The organism is Pandoraea terrigena, from assembly GCF_902459705.1.
GTDB classification, from domain to species: Bacteria; Pseudomonadota; Gammaproteobacteria; order Burkholderiales; family Burkholderiaceae; genus Pandoraea; species Pandoraea terrigena.
In genome coordinates this window covers 283,941-298,712 of sequence record NZ_CABPRU010000004.1, presented here as the reverse complement: position 1 = coordinate 298,712, position 14,772 = coordinate 283,941, and the positions used below count along the sequence as shown (strand labels likewise).

Sequence of the window (14,772 nt, the reverse complement as noted above, 5' to 3'; positions counted from 1 at the left end):
CGCCGGGATAGCGGGCTGGCACGTCAATTGCTAATGACCTTGCCATCACTCAACCCACGTGCGATCTGGCGGCGTTCCACTGCCGGTCGCGCACGACACGACCGAGGCACTCACGTGACGCAAACCCTTCGTTCGGCCGGCGCCGCTTTTCGCGAGGCCGTCAAGACCGAGCAACCGTTGCAGGTTGTCGGCGCCATCAACGCGAACCACGCCTTGTTGGCCAAGGCGGCCGGTTTCAAGGCGATCTATCTGTCCGGCGGCGGTGTTGCGGCGGGGTCGCTCGGCTTGCCCGATCTGGGCATTTCCACACTCGACGACGTGCTCACCGACGTGCGTCGCATCACTGACGTATGCGACCTGCCGTTGCTCGTCGACGTTGATACCGGCTTTGGGCCGTCGGCGTTCAACATCGCGCGGACGGTGCAGTCGCTCATCAAATTTGGCGCGGGTGCCATGCATATCGAGGACCAGGTCGGCGCGAAGCGTTGCGGCCATCGTCCGGGCAAGGCGATCGTGAGCCAGCAGGAGATGGTCGATCGCATCAAGGCGGCGGTCGACGCCCGCACCGATGAGAACTTCGTGATCATGGCGCGCACCGATGCATTGGCCGTGGAAGGGCTGCAGGCCGCCATCGACCGCGCTTGCGCCTGTGTCGAAGCGGGCGCTGACATGGTCTTCCCCGAGGCGATGACCGAGTTGCCGATGTACCGCCAGTTCTCCGACGCCGTGAAAGTGCCGGTGCTCGCGAACATCACCGAGTTCGGCGCGACGCCGCTGTTCACGGTGGAAGAACTCAAGAGCGCGCAGGTCGGGCTCGTGCTGTACCCGCTCTCGGCCTTCCGCGCGATGAACAAGGCGGCGCAGAACGTCTACCAGACGATTCGCCGCGACGGCACGCAAAAGGCCGTGCTCGACACGATGCAAACCCGCGCCGAACTCTATGAGAGCATCGGCTACCACGCTTACGAACAGAAGCTCGACGCGCTGTTCGTCCAACAGAAATAACCGAATCCCTGATCCTGGAGGAATGAGCATGAGCGAGACGACTGCCACCGGCTTCAAGCCGAAGAAATCCGTCGCCCTGTCGGGGGTGACCGCCGGCAATACCGCGTTGTGTACGGTGGGCCGTTCGGGCAACGACCTGCACTATCGCGGCTACGACATTCTGGATCTGGCCCAGACCTCGGAGTTCGAGGAAATCGCTTACCTGCTCGTCTACGGCAAGCTGCCGAGCGTGGCCGAGTTGCGCGGCTACAAGGCCAAGCTCAAGGCATTGCGCGGCTTGCCGGCCGCGCTCAAGGACGCGCTTGAGACCGTGCCTGCCGCCGCGCATCCGATGGACGTGATGCGCACGGGCGCCTCGGTGCTCGGTACCGTGTTGCCGGAGAAGGACGACCATAACCTGCCGGGTGCGCGCGACATCGCCGACCGCCTGATGGCCAGCTTCGGCTCGATGCTGCTGTACTGGTACCACTTCAGCCACAACGGCGTGCGCATCGATGTGGAGACGGACGACGACAGCATCGGCGGCCACTTCCTGCACCTGCTGCACGGCGAAAAACCGTCGGACTTGTGGGTGCGCGCCATGCACACCTCGCTGATCCTGTACGCGGAACATGAATTCAACGCATCCACGTTTACGGCGCGCGTGATCGCGGGCACGGGCTCGGACATGCACTCGGCCATCACCGGCGCCATCGGCGCCCTGCGTGGTCCGAAGCACGGCGGCGCGAACGAAGTGGCGTTCGAGATCCAGAAGCGCTACGACTCGCCCGACGATGCCGAGGCCGATATTCGCCGCCGTGTCGAGAACAAGGAAGTGATCATCGGCTTCGGTCACCCGGTCTATACCGTGAGCGATCCGCGCAACAAGGTCATCAAGGAAGTTGCGCACGAATTGTCGAAGGACCAGCAGAACACGAAGATGTACGACATCGCCGAGCGACTGGAATCGGTGATGTGGGACGTCAAGAAGATGTTCCCGAACCTGGACTGGTTCAGCGCCGTGAGCTACCACATGATGGGCGTTCCGACCGCGATGTTCACGCCGCTGTTCGTGATCGCGCGCACGTCGGGGTGGAGCGCCCACGTCATCGAGCAACGCATCGACAACAAGATCATTCGTCCGAGCGCCAATTACACCGGTCCGGAAGATCAGCAGTTCGTGCCGATCGACAAGCGTTGAGCCTGCCTGCGTCAGGCATTCCTCGCCCGGAAGGCCCGGGGCGGCGTCGGCGGCATCGTCGCCGCTGCCCCGCGCAGGCGTCCGGCACGCAGGCACATCGTCTGCACAGGCTTCACGCTGCCATCCACCGGGCTGATACCGTCCTCACATGATGAATACCGAATACCGCAAATCCCTGCCCGGGACATCGCTCGATTACTTCGACGCGCGCGCCGCTGTCGAGGCGATTGCGCCGGGCGCCTACGACGCGCTGCCCTATACGTCGCGCGTGCTGGCCGAGAACCTCGTGCGCCGCTGCGATCCGGCGGCGCTGACCGATTCCCTCAAGCAACTGATCGAGCGACGCCGCGATCTCGATTTCCCCTGGTTTCCTGCCCGCGTGGTGTGCCATGACATTCTGGGCCAGACCGCGCTTGTCGACCTCGCCGGTCTGCGCGACGCCATCGCGGCGCAAGGCGGCGACCCCGCGCTCGTCAATCCGGTCGTGCCGACGCAACTCGTCGTCGATCACTCGCTCGCCGTCGAGTGCGGCGGCTTCGATCCCGACGCGTTTGCCAAGAACCGCGCCATCGAGGACCGCCGCAATGAAGACCGCTTCGACTTCATCAATTGGACGAAGAAAGCGTTCCGCAACGTCGACGTGATTCCGCCGGGCAACGGCATCCTGCACCAGATCAATCTGGAGCGCATGAGTCCGGTGATCCAGGTCTCGGACGGGGTAGCCTACCCGGATACGCTCGTAGGCACCGACTCGCATACGCCGATGGTCGATGCGCTGGGCGTGATCGCGGTCGGTGTGGGCGGTCTGGAAGCCGAGAGCGTGATGCTCGGGCGCGCGTCGTGGATGCGTCTGCCGGATATCGTCGGCGTGGCACTGACGGGCAAGCCGCAGGCGGGCATCACGGCGACCGATATCGTGCTGGCGCTGACCGAATTCCTGCGCAAGGAGAAGGTCGTCTCCGCCTATCTCGAGTTTTATGGCGACGGGGCCGCGAACCTCACATTGGGCGACCGCGCCACGATCTCGAACATGGCGCCCGAGTTCGGCGCCACGGCGGCGATGTTCTACATCGACGCCCAAACGATCAAGTATCTGAAGCTCACTGGTCGCGAGGATGCACAGGTCGCGCTGGTCGAGACCTATGCGAAGCAGACCGGTCTCTGGGCCGACACGCTGGAGCACGCGCAGTACGAACGTGTGCTGACGTTCGACCTGTCAAGCGTGGTGCGCAACATTGCCGGCCCTTCGAATCCGCACAAGCGTGTGCCGACGAGCGAGCTGGCCGCGCGTGGCATCAGTGGCAAGGTTGAGAACGAACCGGGCCGCATGCCCGACGGCGCGGTCATCATCGCGGCGATCACGAGCTGCACGAATACCAACAATCCGCGCAACATGATTGCGGCGGGTCTGTTTGCGCGCAACGCCAATCGCGCGGGCCTCACACGCAAGCCGTGGGTGAAGAGTTCGCTCGCACCGGGGTCGAAGGCGGTCACGCTGTACCTCGAAGCCGCCGGGTTGCTGCCGGACCTGGAGGCACTCGGCTTCGGCGTGGTGGCTTACGCGTGCACGTCGTGCAACGGCATGTCGGGCGCGCTCGACCCGGTGATCCAGCAGGAAATCATCGACCGTGACCTCTATGCCACGGCTGTGCTTTCGGGCAACCGAAACTTCGACGGACGGATCCACCCGTATGCGAAGCAGGCGTTTCTCGCCTCGCCGCCGCTGGTGGTGGCCTACGCCATCGCCGGGACGATTCGTTTCGACATCGAGAAGGATGTGCTGGGGCGCGATGCCAATGGCCAGCCGGTGAGGTTGGCCGACTTGTGGCCGAACGACGAGGAGATCGACGCGATCATCGAGCGCAGCGTCAAGCCGGAGCAATTCCGTCGCGTGTACGAGCCGATGTTTGCCGCCTCGGTCGACGCGGGTGAGCATGCCGATCCGCTGTACGACTGGCGCGAGATGAGCACGTACATCCGTCGTCCGCCGTATTGGGAAGGGGCGCTCGCGGGGGCGCGCGCGTTGCGCGGCATGCGCGCGCTGGCGGTGCTGGGCGACAACATCACGACCGATCACCTCTCGCCGTCGAATGCAATCATGGCTGACAGCGCGGCAGGTGAGTACCTCGCGAAAATGGGGCTGCCGGAAGAGGACTTCAATTCGTACGCCACGCACCGCGGCGATCACCTGACGGCGCAGCGCGCCACGTTCGCCAACCCGACGCTCAAGAACGAGATGGTCGTGGTCGACGGGCAGGTCAAGGCCGGCTCGCTCGCGCGGATCGAGCCGGAAGGCAAGATCACCCGCATGTGGGAAGCGATCGAGACCTACATGGCGCGCAAGCAACCGCTCATCGTCATCGCCGGGGCCGATTACGGCCAGGGCTCGTCGCGCGACTGGGCGGCCAAGGGCGTGCGACTGGCGGGCACCGAGGCGATCGTCGCCGAAGGTTTCGAGCGCATTCACCGCACCAACCTGGTCGGCATGGGCGTGCTGCCGCTCGAATTCAAGCCAGGCACGAACCGCAAGACGCTCGGCATCGACGGCAGCGAGACCTTCGACGTGATCGGGGAGCGCACGCCGCGCGCCGATCTCACGCTGGTCATCCATCGTCGCCATGGCGAGCGCGTGGAAGTGCCGGTGACCTGCCGTCTCGACACGGCCGAAGAAGTGTCGATCTATGAGGCGGGCGGGGTGCTGCAGCGCTTCGCGCAGGACTTTCTGGAATCGTCGCAGGCGGCAGCCTGACCTGCCTGAGGAGAGACGTGATGGCGCATCAGCCACAAATCCGTATTCCCGCCACGTATATGCGTGGCGGCACCAGCAAGGGCGTGTTCTTTTGCCTGCAGGACCTGCCCGCCGCGGCGCAGGTGCCGGGCACGGCGCGCGACGCGCTGCTCATGCGCGTAATCGGCAGCCCCGACCCGTACGGCAAGCAGATCGATGGCATGGGCGGGGCCACGTCGAGCACCAGCAAGACGGTCATCCTCGCCAGGAGCCAGCGGCCGGGGCACGATGTGGACTACCTGTTCGGACAGGTGTCGATCGACCAGCCGTTCGTCGACTGGAGCGGCAACTGCGGCAATCTGTCGGCGGCCGTCGGCCCGTTCGCGATCAGCGCCGGGTTGGTGGACCCGGCGCGGGTGCCGCGCGATGGCGTGGCCGTCGTGCGTATCTGGCAGGCCAATATCGGCAAGACGATCATCGCGCACGTGCCGATGACCGACGGTGCTGTACAGGAGACGGGGGATTTCGAACTCGATGGCGTGACGTTCCCGGCCGCCGAGGTCCAGCTCGAATTCCTCGATCCGGCCGCCGAGGAAGACGGTGAGGGCGGGGCCATGTTCCCGACCGGCAATCTCGTCGACGATCTGGAAGTGCCCGGCGTGGGCACCTTCAAGGCGACGATGATCAACGCCGGCATTCCCACCATCTTCCTCAATGCCGAAGACGTCGGGTATCGGGGCACGGAGTTGCAGGACGCGATCAACAGCGACCCGAAGGCGCTCGCCATGTTCGAGACGATTCGCGCGCACGGCGCGATCCGCATGGGGTTGATCAAGGACGTGTCGGAAGCTGCGACGCGTCAGCACACGCCGAAGGTGGCGTTCGTGGCGAAGCCGGCCGGTTACACGGCGTCGAGCGGCAAGGCCGTGAATCCGGGCGACATCGATCTGCTGGTACGTGCCCTGTCGATGGGCAAGCTGCATCACGCGATGATGGGCACGGCGGCGGTCTGCATTGGCGCTGCGGCGTCGATTCCGGGCACGCTGGTCAATCTGGCCGCCGGCGGCGGCGCGCGTAACGCGGTGCGCTTCGGGCATCCGTCGGGTACTTTGCGCGTGGGAGCGGAGGCGAAACAGGATGGCGGCGAGTGGACGGTCACCAAGGCCATCATGAGCCGCAGCGCCCGGGTGTTGATGGAGGGATGGGTGCGCATTCCCGGCGACGCGTTCTGACGTTGTGACATCGGCCCCGCGACGATGGTGTAGCGACGGGGCGGCGGGTCGATTTGGCGGCCGGCGAGCATTACGCTCTCCGGCCGCTTATCATGGGAGTTCTCGGAACGTCGCTGGCGCATTGGCTGGAAGCCGGCTTTCGTCAACGTCACAGGAGGCCGCCCATGTCCGCAGGCATCTCGAACGTGCGTCCCGCGCCCGACAAGGTTCTGACCGACATTGTCGACTACGTCCTCACCTATGAGATCCGCAGCGATCTCGCCTTCGACACCGCTCGCCACTGTCTGATCGACACCCTTGGGTGCGGCTTCGAGGCGCTGTCCTATCCTGCGTGCACCAAGCTGCTCGGCCCCATCGTGCCGGGCACGGTCGTGCCGAACGGCGCGAAGGTTCCCGGCACGTCGTATCAACTCGACCCGGTGCAGGCCGCGTTCAATCTGGGCGCGATGATTCGCTGGCTGGACTTCAACGACACTTGGCTCGCGGCGGAGTGGGGGCATCCGTCGGACAATCTCGGCGGCATTCTCATGACGGCCGACTGGCTCTCGCGCACGGCAGTGGCGCAAGGACAGCCGCCGCTGACGATGCGTCATGTGCTCGCCGCGATGATCAAGGCGCACGAGATCCAGGGCTGCCTGGCACTGGAGAATTCATTCAATCAGGTCGGACTCGACCATGTGGTGCTGGTGAAGGTCGCGTCGACGGCGGTCGTTGGCGAACTGCTCGGGCTTTCGCGTGACGAGTTGATCAACGCGCTTTCGCTCGCGTTCGTCGACGGGCAGAGCCTGCGCACCTATCGTCACGCGCCCAACACCGGCAGCCGCAAATCATGGGCGGCGGGTGACGCCACCAGCCGGGCCGTGCGGCTCGCGCTCATGGCGCGCACGGGCGAGATGGGCTACCCGTCGGTGCTCACCGCCGCGACGTGGGGCTTCTACGACGTGCTGTTCAAAGGCAAGCCATTCGTGTTCCAGCGGCCTTATGGCGAGTATGTGATGGAAAACGTGCTGTTCAAGATTTCATTCCCGGCGGAGTTTCACGCGCAGACGGCGGCAGAAGCGGCCATGACGTTGCACCGCCGGTTGGCGGCGATGGGACGCGATGCGCAGGACATCCGGTCGGTGAAGATTCGCACGCATGCGGCCGCGATTCGCATCATCGACAAGCAGGGGCCGCTTGCCAATCCGGCGGACCGCGATCACTGCATCCAGTACATGGTGGCAGTGCCGTTGCTGTTCGGGCGACTGACGGCGGGTGACTATGAAGAGGCGGTTGCGCTGGATCCTCGTATCGATGCGCTACGGGCGAAGATCGTCTGCGAGGAAGATCCGCAGTTCACCCGCGACTATCACGATCCCGACAAGCGATCGATCGCCAACGGGCTGACCGTCATCCTGAGCGACGGGACGATGCTCGACGAAGTGCTCGTCGAATATCCGCTCGGCCACAAGCGTCGTCGCGACGAGGGGATTCCGCTGCTCGTGGAGAAATTCAAGACGAACCTGGCGCGGCGCTTCGCGGCGCGTGCGCAGGCCCGCATTCTCGACGTCGCGCTCGATCGGCAACGACTCGAAGCGATGCCGGTGCATCAATTCATCGATTTGATGGTGTGAGGGCTGGATAGCGGCCCGGTGGGCGACGGCGCTGGGAATGGTCGAATGGTCGGCGACCGATCGATGCCCGCGCAACCGGCCCGACGGCGGTCGGGCCGTCGCAGGCGTGCGGCGTCAGCCCTTGTGCGTGTAACGCAGGCGGGTCATCTGTTCCGCGCTGTCAGCCAGCAGCCCTGCCGCATCGGCAATCGCCTTTTCCAGCGTGGTGGGGCCGAACGTCAGCGAGAAACATCCCGAGAACACCCGCGACAGGCTATCGAGCGCGCTGCGATCGATGGCGCCCGAGAGTAGCGAGGCCGTCGCCCCGGCCTTGATGGCGATCTGTGCGGCGATCATCGGGGTCTTGCCGGAAAGCGTCTGCCCGTCGCTGCGGCCTTCGCCAGTGATGAGCCAGTCGGCCCCTTCCACCGCTTGCGGCAGCCCGACGCGCTCCGCTACCACTTCCGCGCCGGAACGGAACTTCGCGCCCAGCAGGTGAAGGGCAAAACCCAGGCCGCCTGCCGCCCCCGCGCCTGCACGGCTGGCGGCTTGGTTGGCGTTGAACGCGCGATGCGCATGTTCGGCGAAATGTCCGATGGCGCGGTCGAGCGGTTCGATCTGCGCGCTGCTCACCCCCTTTTGCGGCCCGAAGATCGCCGTGGCGCCTTGCGGGCCGTTGAGCGGATTGTTCACGTCGGACATGGCGATCAGTTCGCAGTCCTTCAGGCGGGCGTCCAGTCCGTTCAGATCGATCGACGTCACGCGATGCAGCGCGGCGGGCACCGGCGGCACCGCTTCGCCCGATGCGTCGAGCAAGCGCGCGCCGAGGCCGACGAGCAGGCCTGCCCCGCCGTCGTTCGTGCTGCTGCCGCCCAGGCCGATGAGCACCCGGCGTGCGCCGGTGTCGAGCAGTGCGCGCAGCAGTTCGCCCAGGCCGACCGTCGAGCGCTCGGCCACCGGGGTCTGCATCCCGACCGGATCGGTGATGCTCACCACGTTGGCGCTTTCCAGCACACCTGTGCCGTCGGGCATGACGCCATACTCGGCCATCACCGATGCGTGACCGGCGCCACGCACGGAGAGCGGGACACGACGTCCGCCTGCGGAGAGCAGGGCGTCGAGCGTGCCTTCGCCGCCGTCCGCCATCGGACGCAACCGCAGGTCGGCCTGCGGCAGTACGCGTGCGATGCCGGAAGCAATGGCGCGGGCCACTTCCGGGGCACTCAGCGAACCTTTGAACGAATCGGGGGCGATGACGATGATCGGGGCTTGCGCATTGCTGGACATGGAAATCGGGACAGTCGCAAAAAGGGATACGGGTTGGCAGGGTTCACGTGCGCGTCATACCCGCTGTTTGTTTTCGCTTATGGCGTACCGGCCGGACGGTTTATCCTGGGCCCGGTAGACGGGGTGGCACGTCGACTCGCAACAGGGTTGGGCGCGAGACGATGCGACGCAGTGTGACAGAAACCAGCAATATACGCGATTCGGGCCAGCGCGCATTGCGCGAATTGCCATGCTATGAATAACGCGAGTAAGATGAGCGCCAACTGACGGTGCGTCGCCCGGAAAGCCGCACGGCCTGAGCCGATGCGGAGCCTGCCTGGGCGCGTGCCGGCATGACAGGTGCAGAACCAACGAATATCACGACGCGAGCGGTGGCGCGACACGCAGGGACGATGTCGTCGCGTGACCCATTGCCGTCGAGCGCCTGGACCAGATACCAAGTTGTCGCCACGACGATGCCCGGCTTGCTGCGGCAGAAGAATGACGTTGCGTGTGCGACACATTTGCGAGCGTGGAGCGGGGGCATGAACCGGGGCAAAGACAGGAATTCGGGCACGTCGCGCGTGTCGCGGCGCCGTGGGGCGGGCGCAGTGGCCGCGGCGGGCTTGGCGCTCGCCGTGTTGCTGGCCGGGTGCGCGCAGATGTCGCCGGTCGTCGCGCATGACGATCCGCCGGTGGGCGCCGTGGCCGATGTTGCACCGGAAAACGTCAAGGTCGAGACGTTTCCTGCCTATCGCGACACGGTCGCCGACGCGCGGGAGAGCGGCGCGGTCTGGCAAGGAACGTCGAAGAAGCCCTTTGCCCGCGTGAGCGCCTGCACGGCACGTCTGTGGAAGCGGCAACTGCCCCACGCGAGCCTCCAGCGCTTGAAGGCGGGCGCGGGCCAGACGCTTGAACTGTCCTCAAAGGACGACGGCGTTCTTGCCATTCTCGATCTGGTGCCGCACAAGCCGGGCAGCGAAGGCTCGCTGTATCTCGGCGCGACCGGCCCCCAATCGCTCGCCGACGCCGTGCGCCGGTGTCTCTGATGGGACGGCGTCGGGCGTCAAGGCGGGCGTTCATGCGGCGGTCACGGTAACGTCATACCCCGTCGGGGTATCATGACGGCGAACGTGTGGCCGGTTGGGCCGCGCGAAGGCTTTTACTGCGTACGTGCCGATGTCCCATACCGAATCCGTCGACGTCTCCGAGGGGCAAACGACTGCCGGCGATGCCGGGCAGGCCTCGCTGAATCCGCGCCAACAGGCGCTTTTCGACGCCGTTCGTCGCGATGGCTTTCTCACGGTCGATGAGCTTGCCGCGCGCTTCGAGGTGACGCCGCAGACGATCCGGCGCGACATCAACTTCCTGGCCGAACGCAAGTGGGTGCGTCGCTACCACGGCGGGGTCGGTCTGCCGGGCGGGGCTGAGAACGACGCCTACGATGCCCGCCAGACACAGTTGGCGGACGAAAAGCGCCGCATCGCGGTGCGCCTTGCCGAACAAATTCCCGATCACGCGTCGCTCTTCATCAATCTGGGCACCACGACCGAAGCCGTGGCCCGGGCGCTGTCGCGTCACCGGGGGTTGCGCGTCATCACCAACAACCTGCATGTCGCGGCCATGATGAGTGGCTATGCCGACGCCGAGGTCATCGTTGCCGGCGGCGTCGTGCGCGCACGCGACCAAGGGGTGACGGGCGAAGCAACGCTCGATTTCATCCGTCAGTTCAAAGTCGATTTCGGCATCGTCGGAATTTCCGCCATCGACACCGACGGCACGTTGCGCGACTTCGACTACCGCGAAGTGCGCGTGGCCGAGGCGATCATCGCGCACTCCCGTACCGTCTTCCTGGCTGCCGATCACAGCAAGTTTGGGCGCCCGGCGCTCGTCCGCCTGGGGCACCTGTCACAGGTCGATGCGCTGTTTACCGATCGCCCGGTGCCCGCGGGCATGACCGACGTGATCGCAGAGGCCGGTACGCGGGTGCACGTCGCGGACTGACGCGAGCCATTGCCCCCGGAAGGCGCGAATTCGCACATCTTTGGGAACGAATGTGCGAATTCGAAGATAGTTTGCACGAATCTGTTAGAATTCGACTCTGAATGTTCGTAAACGAAAGTCATAAACGAACATTTTCGAACTTTTCCCTGATTTGACGCACATCCCCCGGGAGTGACGACGTGCAGACACCGGCCCCATCGCCATCGGACTACCTGCTGCCGCCTTACGACCTGCTGGTCGTAGGGGGCGGGATCAACGGAACCGGCATTGCGCGCGACGCTGCGGGTCGCGGCTTGCGCGTATTGCTCGTCGAGCAGGACGATCTGGCGTCGCACACGTCGTCCGCCAGTACCAAGCTGATCCACGGGGGGCTGCGCTACCTGGAGTATTACGAGTTCGGTCTGGTGCGCAAGGCGTTGCAGGAGCGCGAGGTGCTGCTGCGCGCCGCGCCGCACATCATGTGGCCGCTGCGCTTCGTGATGCCGCATATGCCGAACCTGCGCCCGGCGTGGATGATTCGCGCGGGGCTGTTTCTCTACGACCACCTCGCGCGGCGTGAAATCCTGCCTGGCTCGCGCGGTATCGATTTGCGCCGGCATCCCGCCGGCGTGCCGCTGCGCCGCGACTTGACGCGCGGCTTCGTCTATTCGGACGGCTGGGTGCAGGATGCGCGTCTGGTCGTGCTCAATGCGCAGGACGCGGCCGAGCGCGGCGCGACGATTCTCACGCGCACGCGGCTCACCGGTGCCGAGCGCGGCGAGCGCCTTTGGACGGCCCAGCTTGAGACTTCCGAAGGCGAGCACCAGACGGTGCGCGCACGTGCCATCGTCAACGCGGCCGGGCCGTGGGTCGGCCAATTGCTTGGCGACGTGCTGCGACAGCATGCGACGCATCGCGTGCGCATGGTCAAAGGCAGTCACATCGTCACGCGCAAGCTGTTCGACCACGATCACGCCTACATCTTCCAGAACCCGGACAAGCGCATCATCTTCGCGATTCCCTACGAACGCGACTTCACGCTGATCGGCACGACCGACATCGAGTATCACGGCGATCCCGCGACCGTCGCGATCAACGACGACGAGATCGCCTATCTCTGCAAGTCTGCCAGCGAGTATTTCACGAGGCAGATCGTGCCTGCCGATGTCGTCTGGACATACGCGGGCGTGCGTCCGCTGATGGAAGAGGAGGTCTCGAACCCGTCGGCGGTCACGCGCGATTACACGCTGGAACTGGATGCGCCCGGCACGTGCGCACCGCTGCTGTCGGTGTTCGGCGGCAAGATCACGACGTATCGTCGTCTCGCGGAAGAGGCGATGTCGCATTTGCGCGACCCGCTGGGCTTCACGCACGGTGATTGGACGGCGGGCGCTCCGCTGCCAGGCGGGGACATGGCCGAGCCGGATGCCGGCGCGTTCGAGACGTCGCTGCGTGCGCAGACACCGTGGCTGCCGCCAGCGCTGGCGCATCGGTATGCACGCACGTATGGCACGCGCACGCATGTGCTGCTCGGCGGCGCGAATTCGCTCGACGGACTGGGCCGGCGCATCTGTGGCGATCTCTACGAGGCCGAGCTGCGCTATCTTGCGCAGTACGAATGGGCGCGCACGGCGCAAGACGTGCTGTGGCGCCGGACCAAACTCGGTCTGCATCTCGGCAAGGACGGCGAGGCCAGCGTGCAACAGTGGTTCGCCCAGCACACGGTGACGGCGGCCTGAGATCCGCTGGAAAACAGGAGACAACGGCGATGGCAGGGGGCGCGTACATCCTCGCGTTCGATCAGGGCACGACCAGCTCGCGAGCGTTGCTGTTCGACCGCGACGGCCGTGTCGTGGCGACCGCGCAGAAGGAATTCCGTCAGATCTATCCGCATCCGGGGTGGGTCGAACACGATCCGCGCGATATCTGGGCGACGCAGGCGGGGGTCGCCGCAGAGGCGCTCACGCATGCCGGTGTCGAGGGACGCGACATCGCGGCCATTGGCATCACCAACCAGCGTGAGACGACCCTCGTATGGGATCGTCGCACGGGTGAGCCGGTGTACAACGCCATCGTCTGGCAGGACCGCCGCACGGCGGACTTCTGCGACGGGTTGCGCGCACAAGGCTATGAAGATCTTGTCGCAAGCCGCACCGGGCTTCGGCTCGACGCCTACTTTTCGGGGAGCAAGATTCGCTGGATTCTCGATAACGTGGCCGGTGCGCGCGACGCCGCCAACGCCGGGCACCTGGCCTTCGGTACGGTGGATAGCTGGCTCGTGTGGCATCTGAGCGGCGGCCAATTGCATGTGACCGATGTCTCGAACGCGTCGCGCACGATGCTGTTCAACATCCACACGCTCGACTGGGACGACGAACTGCTCGCGCTGCTCGATGTGCCGCGCAGCCTGCTGCCGGAAGTGCGCTCGTCGAGCGAGGTGTACGGCCACACGACCACGTCGCTCTTCTCGATGCCCGTGCCGATTGCCGGCATCGCGGGCGATCAGCAGGCGGCGCTCTTCGGGCAGATGTGCCTCTCCCCGGGCATGGTGAAGAACACGTACGGCACGGGGTGTTTCATGGTGATGAACACCGGTGACAAGCCGCAGGCGTCGCGTCACAACCTGCTCACGACCGTGGCCTGGAAGATCGGCGACCGGGTCGACTATGCGCTCGAGGGCAGCATCTTCATCGGCGGTGCGGTCGTGCAGTGGTTGCGCGACGGGCTCGGCATCATTCGCCATTCACGTGACATCGAGGCGCTCGCGACCCGCGTACCCGACGCCGACGGCGTCGTGCTCGTTCCCGCGTTCGCCGGGCTGGGCGCACCGCACTGGCAACCGCGTGCGCGCGGCACGCTGTTCGGCGTGACGCGTGGCACGACGGCAGCGCACGTGGCCCGCGCCGCGCTCGACAGCATCGGGTTCCAGACGCTCGATGTGCTGCGTGCCATGGAGGCCGACGCGGGGCTACGGGTGTCGGAGTTGCGTGTCGACGGCGGCGCCGCGGCCAACGATCTGTTGATGCAATGGCAAGCGGATTTGCTGGGCGCGGATGTGGTGCGCCCGAAGGTCATCGAGACGACGGCGGCCGGCGCCGCCTATCTCGCGGGTCTGGCCGTCGGCTTCTGGCCGAACATCGACACGTTGGCGCGCCAGTGGGAATTACAGCGACGCTTTTCCCGCAAGCTGCCGGAGCGCGACGTCAACCGGGCCGTCAATGGCTGGCAACGCGCCGTGCGCGCGGCGAAGTTCTGGGCGGAAGACGGCGAGGCCCCCTGACGAGGGCGGGCCTCAGCGCAATGCCCGTCCGGGCGCAACGTGGCGGCGGTCGCCCGCGGCGTCGTGCCGCCGATGCCGCCAGCTCGCACACCGCTCACGCGGATGACGGCGGGCCGACTTGGCCGGACTTGCAGGCGCGAGCGACCTGACGCAGGGGCTTAGGGCGCAAGGCCCAGTGCGGCGCATTTGCATGATCCCCTCCCTGACTATTTCCCATCGTCTGAACCGACTCGATCATCGGTGCAATCCGTCCGCGCTCGGGGCGCTCCCGGCGAGGGATAGGCATCGGGCGTGCCGGGGCCATGTGGCGTGCATGGCGTGATTCCCGAAGCGGTCGACCCTGGCGATGAGACTTCCCGAGGGCGGACGGTTTGCTTCCTTGATAATGCGAGAAGCGTGCCAATGCCGACAAAGCATTGAATCAAAAGGGAAGTTGATCGCTTGATGCGAGGCGCATGCCATCGTCCGATGAAAAACGTTTCAGGAATGAACGGTAGTGCGCGGAG

At 65.6% G+C, this 14,772-nt stretch carries 10 protein-coding genes; 9 read left to right on the top strand and 1 reads right to left on the bottom strand.

Annotated features, from left to right (window positions below; translation table 11 throughout):
• Window positions 1–114: 114 nt before the first annotated feature.
• The 5 genes from prpB to PTE31013_RS11420 all read left to right on the top strand — a co-directional run bounded on the left by prpB (window position 115) and on the right by PTE31013_RS11420 (window position 7,758).
• A complete protein-coding gene (prpB, locus tag PTE31013_RS11440) occupies window positions 115–1,005 on the top strand; it encodes a methylisocitrate lyase (RefSeq protein ID WP_150612914.1) in 891 nt (296 codons plus the stop codon).
• 28 nt (window positions 1,006–1,033) lie between these two features.
• Entirely contained in the window at window positions 1,034–2,185 is a 1,152-nt protein-coding gene (gene prpC, locus PTE31013_RS11435; RefSeq protein ID WP_150612913.1) for a bifunctional 2-methylcitrate synthase/citrate synthase, read from the top strand.
• Between the two features lie 151 nt (window positions 2,186–2,336).
• Complete coding sequence (gene acnD / locus PTE31013_RS11430) at window positions 2,337–4,934, top strand: Fe/S-dependent 2-methylisocitrate dehydratase AcnD (RefSeq protein WP_150613052.1); 2,598 nt, start codon at window positions 2,337–2,339, stop codon at window positions 4,932–4,934.
• 20 nt (window positions 4,935–4,954) lie between these two features.
• Window positions 4,955–6,145: a 2-methylaconitate cis-trans isomerase PrpF gene (gene prpF, locus PTE31013_RS11425; protein ID WP_150612912.1), complete on the top strand. Its 1,191-nt coding sequence runs from the start codon at window positions 4,955–4,957 to the stop codon at window positions 6,143–6,145.
• 164 nt (window positions 6,146–6,309) lie between these two features.
• Window positions 6,310–7,758 (top strand): bifunctional 2-methylcitrate dehydratase/aconitate hydratase, encoded by a 1,449-nt coding sequence (locus tag PTE31013_RS11420; RefSeq protein ID WP_150612911.1) that lies wholly within the window; start codon window positions 6,310–6,312, stop codon window positions 7,756–7,758.
• A gap of 114 nt (window positions 7,759–7,872) precedes the next feature.
• Here the strand turns inward: PTE31013_RS11420 and PTE31013_RS11415 are convergent, their stop codons facing one another.
• A complete protein-coding gene (locus tag PTE31013_RS11415) occupies window positions 7,873–9,024 on the bottom strand; it encodes a glycerate kinase (RefSeq protein ID WP_150612910.1) in 1,152 nt (383 codons plus the stop codon).
• Between the two features lie 524 nt (window positions 9,025–9,548).
• Here PTE31013_RS11415 and PTE31013_RS11410 point away from each other — a divergent pair.
• The 4 genes from PTE31013_RS11410 to glpK all read left to right on the top strand — a co-directional run bounded on the left by PTE31013_RS11410 (window position 9,549) and on the right by glpK (window position 14,266).
• Complete coding sequence (locus tag PTE31013_RS11410) at window positions 9,549–10,052, top strand: hypothetical protein (RefSeq protein WP_150612909.1); 504 nt, start codon at window positions 9,549–9,551, stop codon at window positions 10,050–10,052.
• Between the two features lie 130 nt (window positions 10,053–10,182).
• Window positions 10,183–11,007: a DeoR/GlpR family DNA-binding transcription regulator gene (locus PTE31013_RS11405; protein WP_150612908.1), complete on the top strand. Its 825-nt coding sequence runs from the start codon at window positions 10,183–10,185 to the stop codon at window positions 11,005–11,007.
• Between the two features lie 179 nt (window positions 11,008–11,186).
• A complete protein-coding gene (gene glpD / locus PTE31013_RS11400) occupies window positions 11,187–12,725 on the top strand; it encodes a glycerol-3-phosphate dehydrogenase (RefSeq protein WP_150612907.1) in 1,539 nt (512 codons plus the stop codon).
• A 29-nt stretch (window positions 12,726–12,754) separates the two neighbouring features.
• On the top strand, window positions 12,755–14,266 hold the full coding sequence (gene glpK, locus PTE31013_RS11395; RefSeq protein ID WP_150612906.1) for a glycerol kinase GlpK: 1,512 nt from the start codon (window positions 12,755–12,757) through the stop codon (window positions 14,264–14,266).
• Window positions 14,267–14,772 lie beyond the last annotated feature (506 nt).

What these genes read in the sequence shown, in the direction of transcription:
- prpC (WP_150612913.1), top strand. Translation starts at nt 1,034, where the DNA reads ATGAGCGAGACGACTGCCACCGGCTTCAAGCCGAAGAAATCCGTCGCC.
- acnD (WP_150613052.1), top strand. Translation starts at nt 2,337, where the DNA reads ATGAATACCGAATACCGCAAATCCCTGCCCGGGACATCGCTCGATTAC.
- prpF (WP_150612912.1), top strand. Translation starts at nt 4,955, where the DNA reads ATGGCGCATCAGCCACAAATCCGTATTCCCGCCACGTATATGCGTGGC.
- PTE31013_RS11420 (WP_150612911.1), top strand. Translation starts at nt 6,310, where the DNA reads ATGTCCGCAGGCATCTCGAACGTGCGTCCCGCGCCCGACAAGGTTCTG.
- PTE31013_RS11415 (WP_150612910.1), bottom strand. Translation starts at nt 9,024, where the DNA reads ATGTCCAGCAATGCGCAAGCCCCGATCATCGTCATCGCCCCCGATTCG.
- PTE31013_RS11410 (WP_150612909.1), top strand. Translation starts at nt 9,549, where the DNA reads ATGAACCGGGGCAAAGACAGGAATTCGGGCACGTCGCGCGTGTCGCGG.
- PTE31013_RS11405 (WP_150612908.1), top strand. Translation starts at nt 10,183, where the DNA reads ATGTCCCATACCGAATCCGTCGACGTCTCCGAGGGGCAAACGACTGCC.
- glpK (WP_150612906.1), top strand. Translation starts at nt 12,755, where the DNA reads ATGGCAGGGGGCGCGTACATCCTCGCGTTCGATCAGGGCACGACCAGC.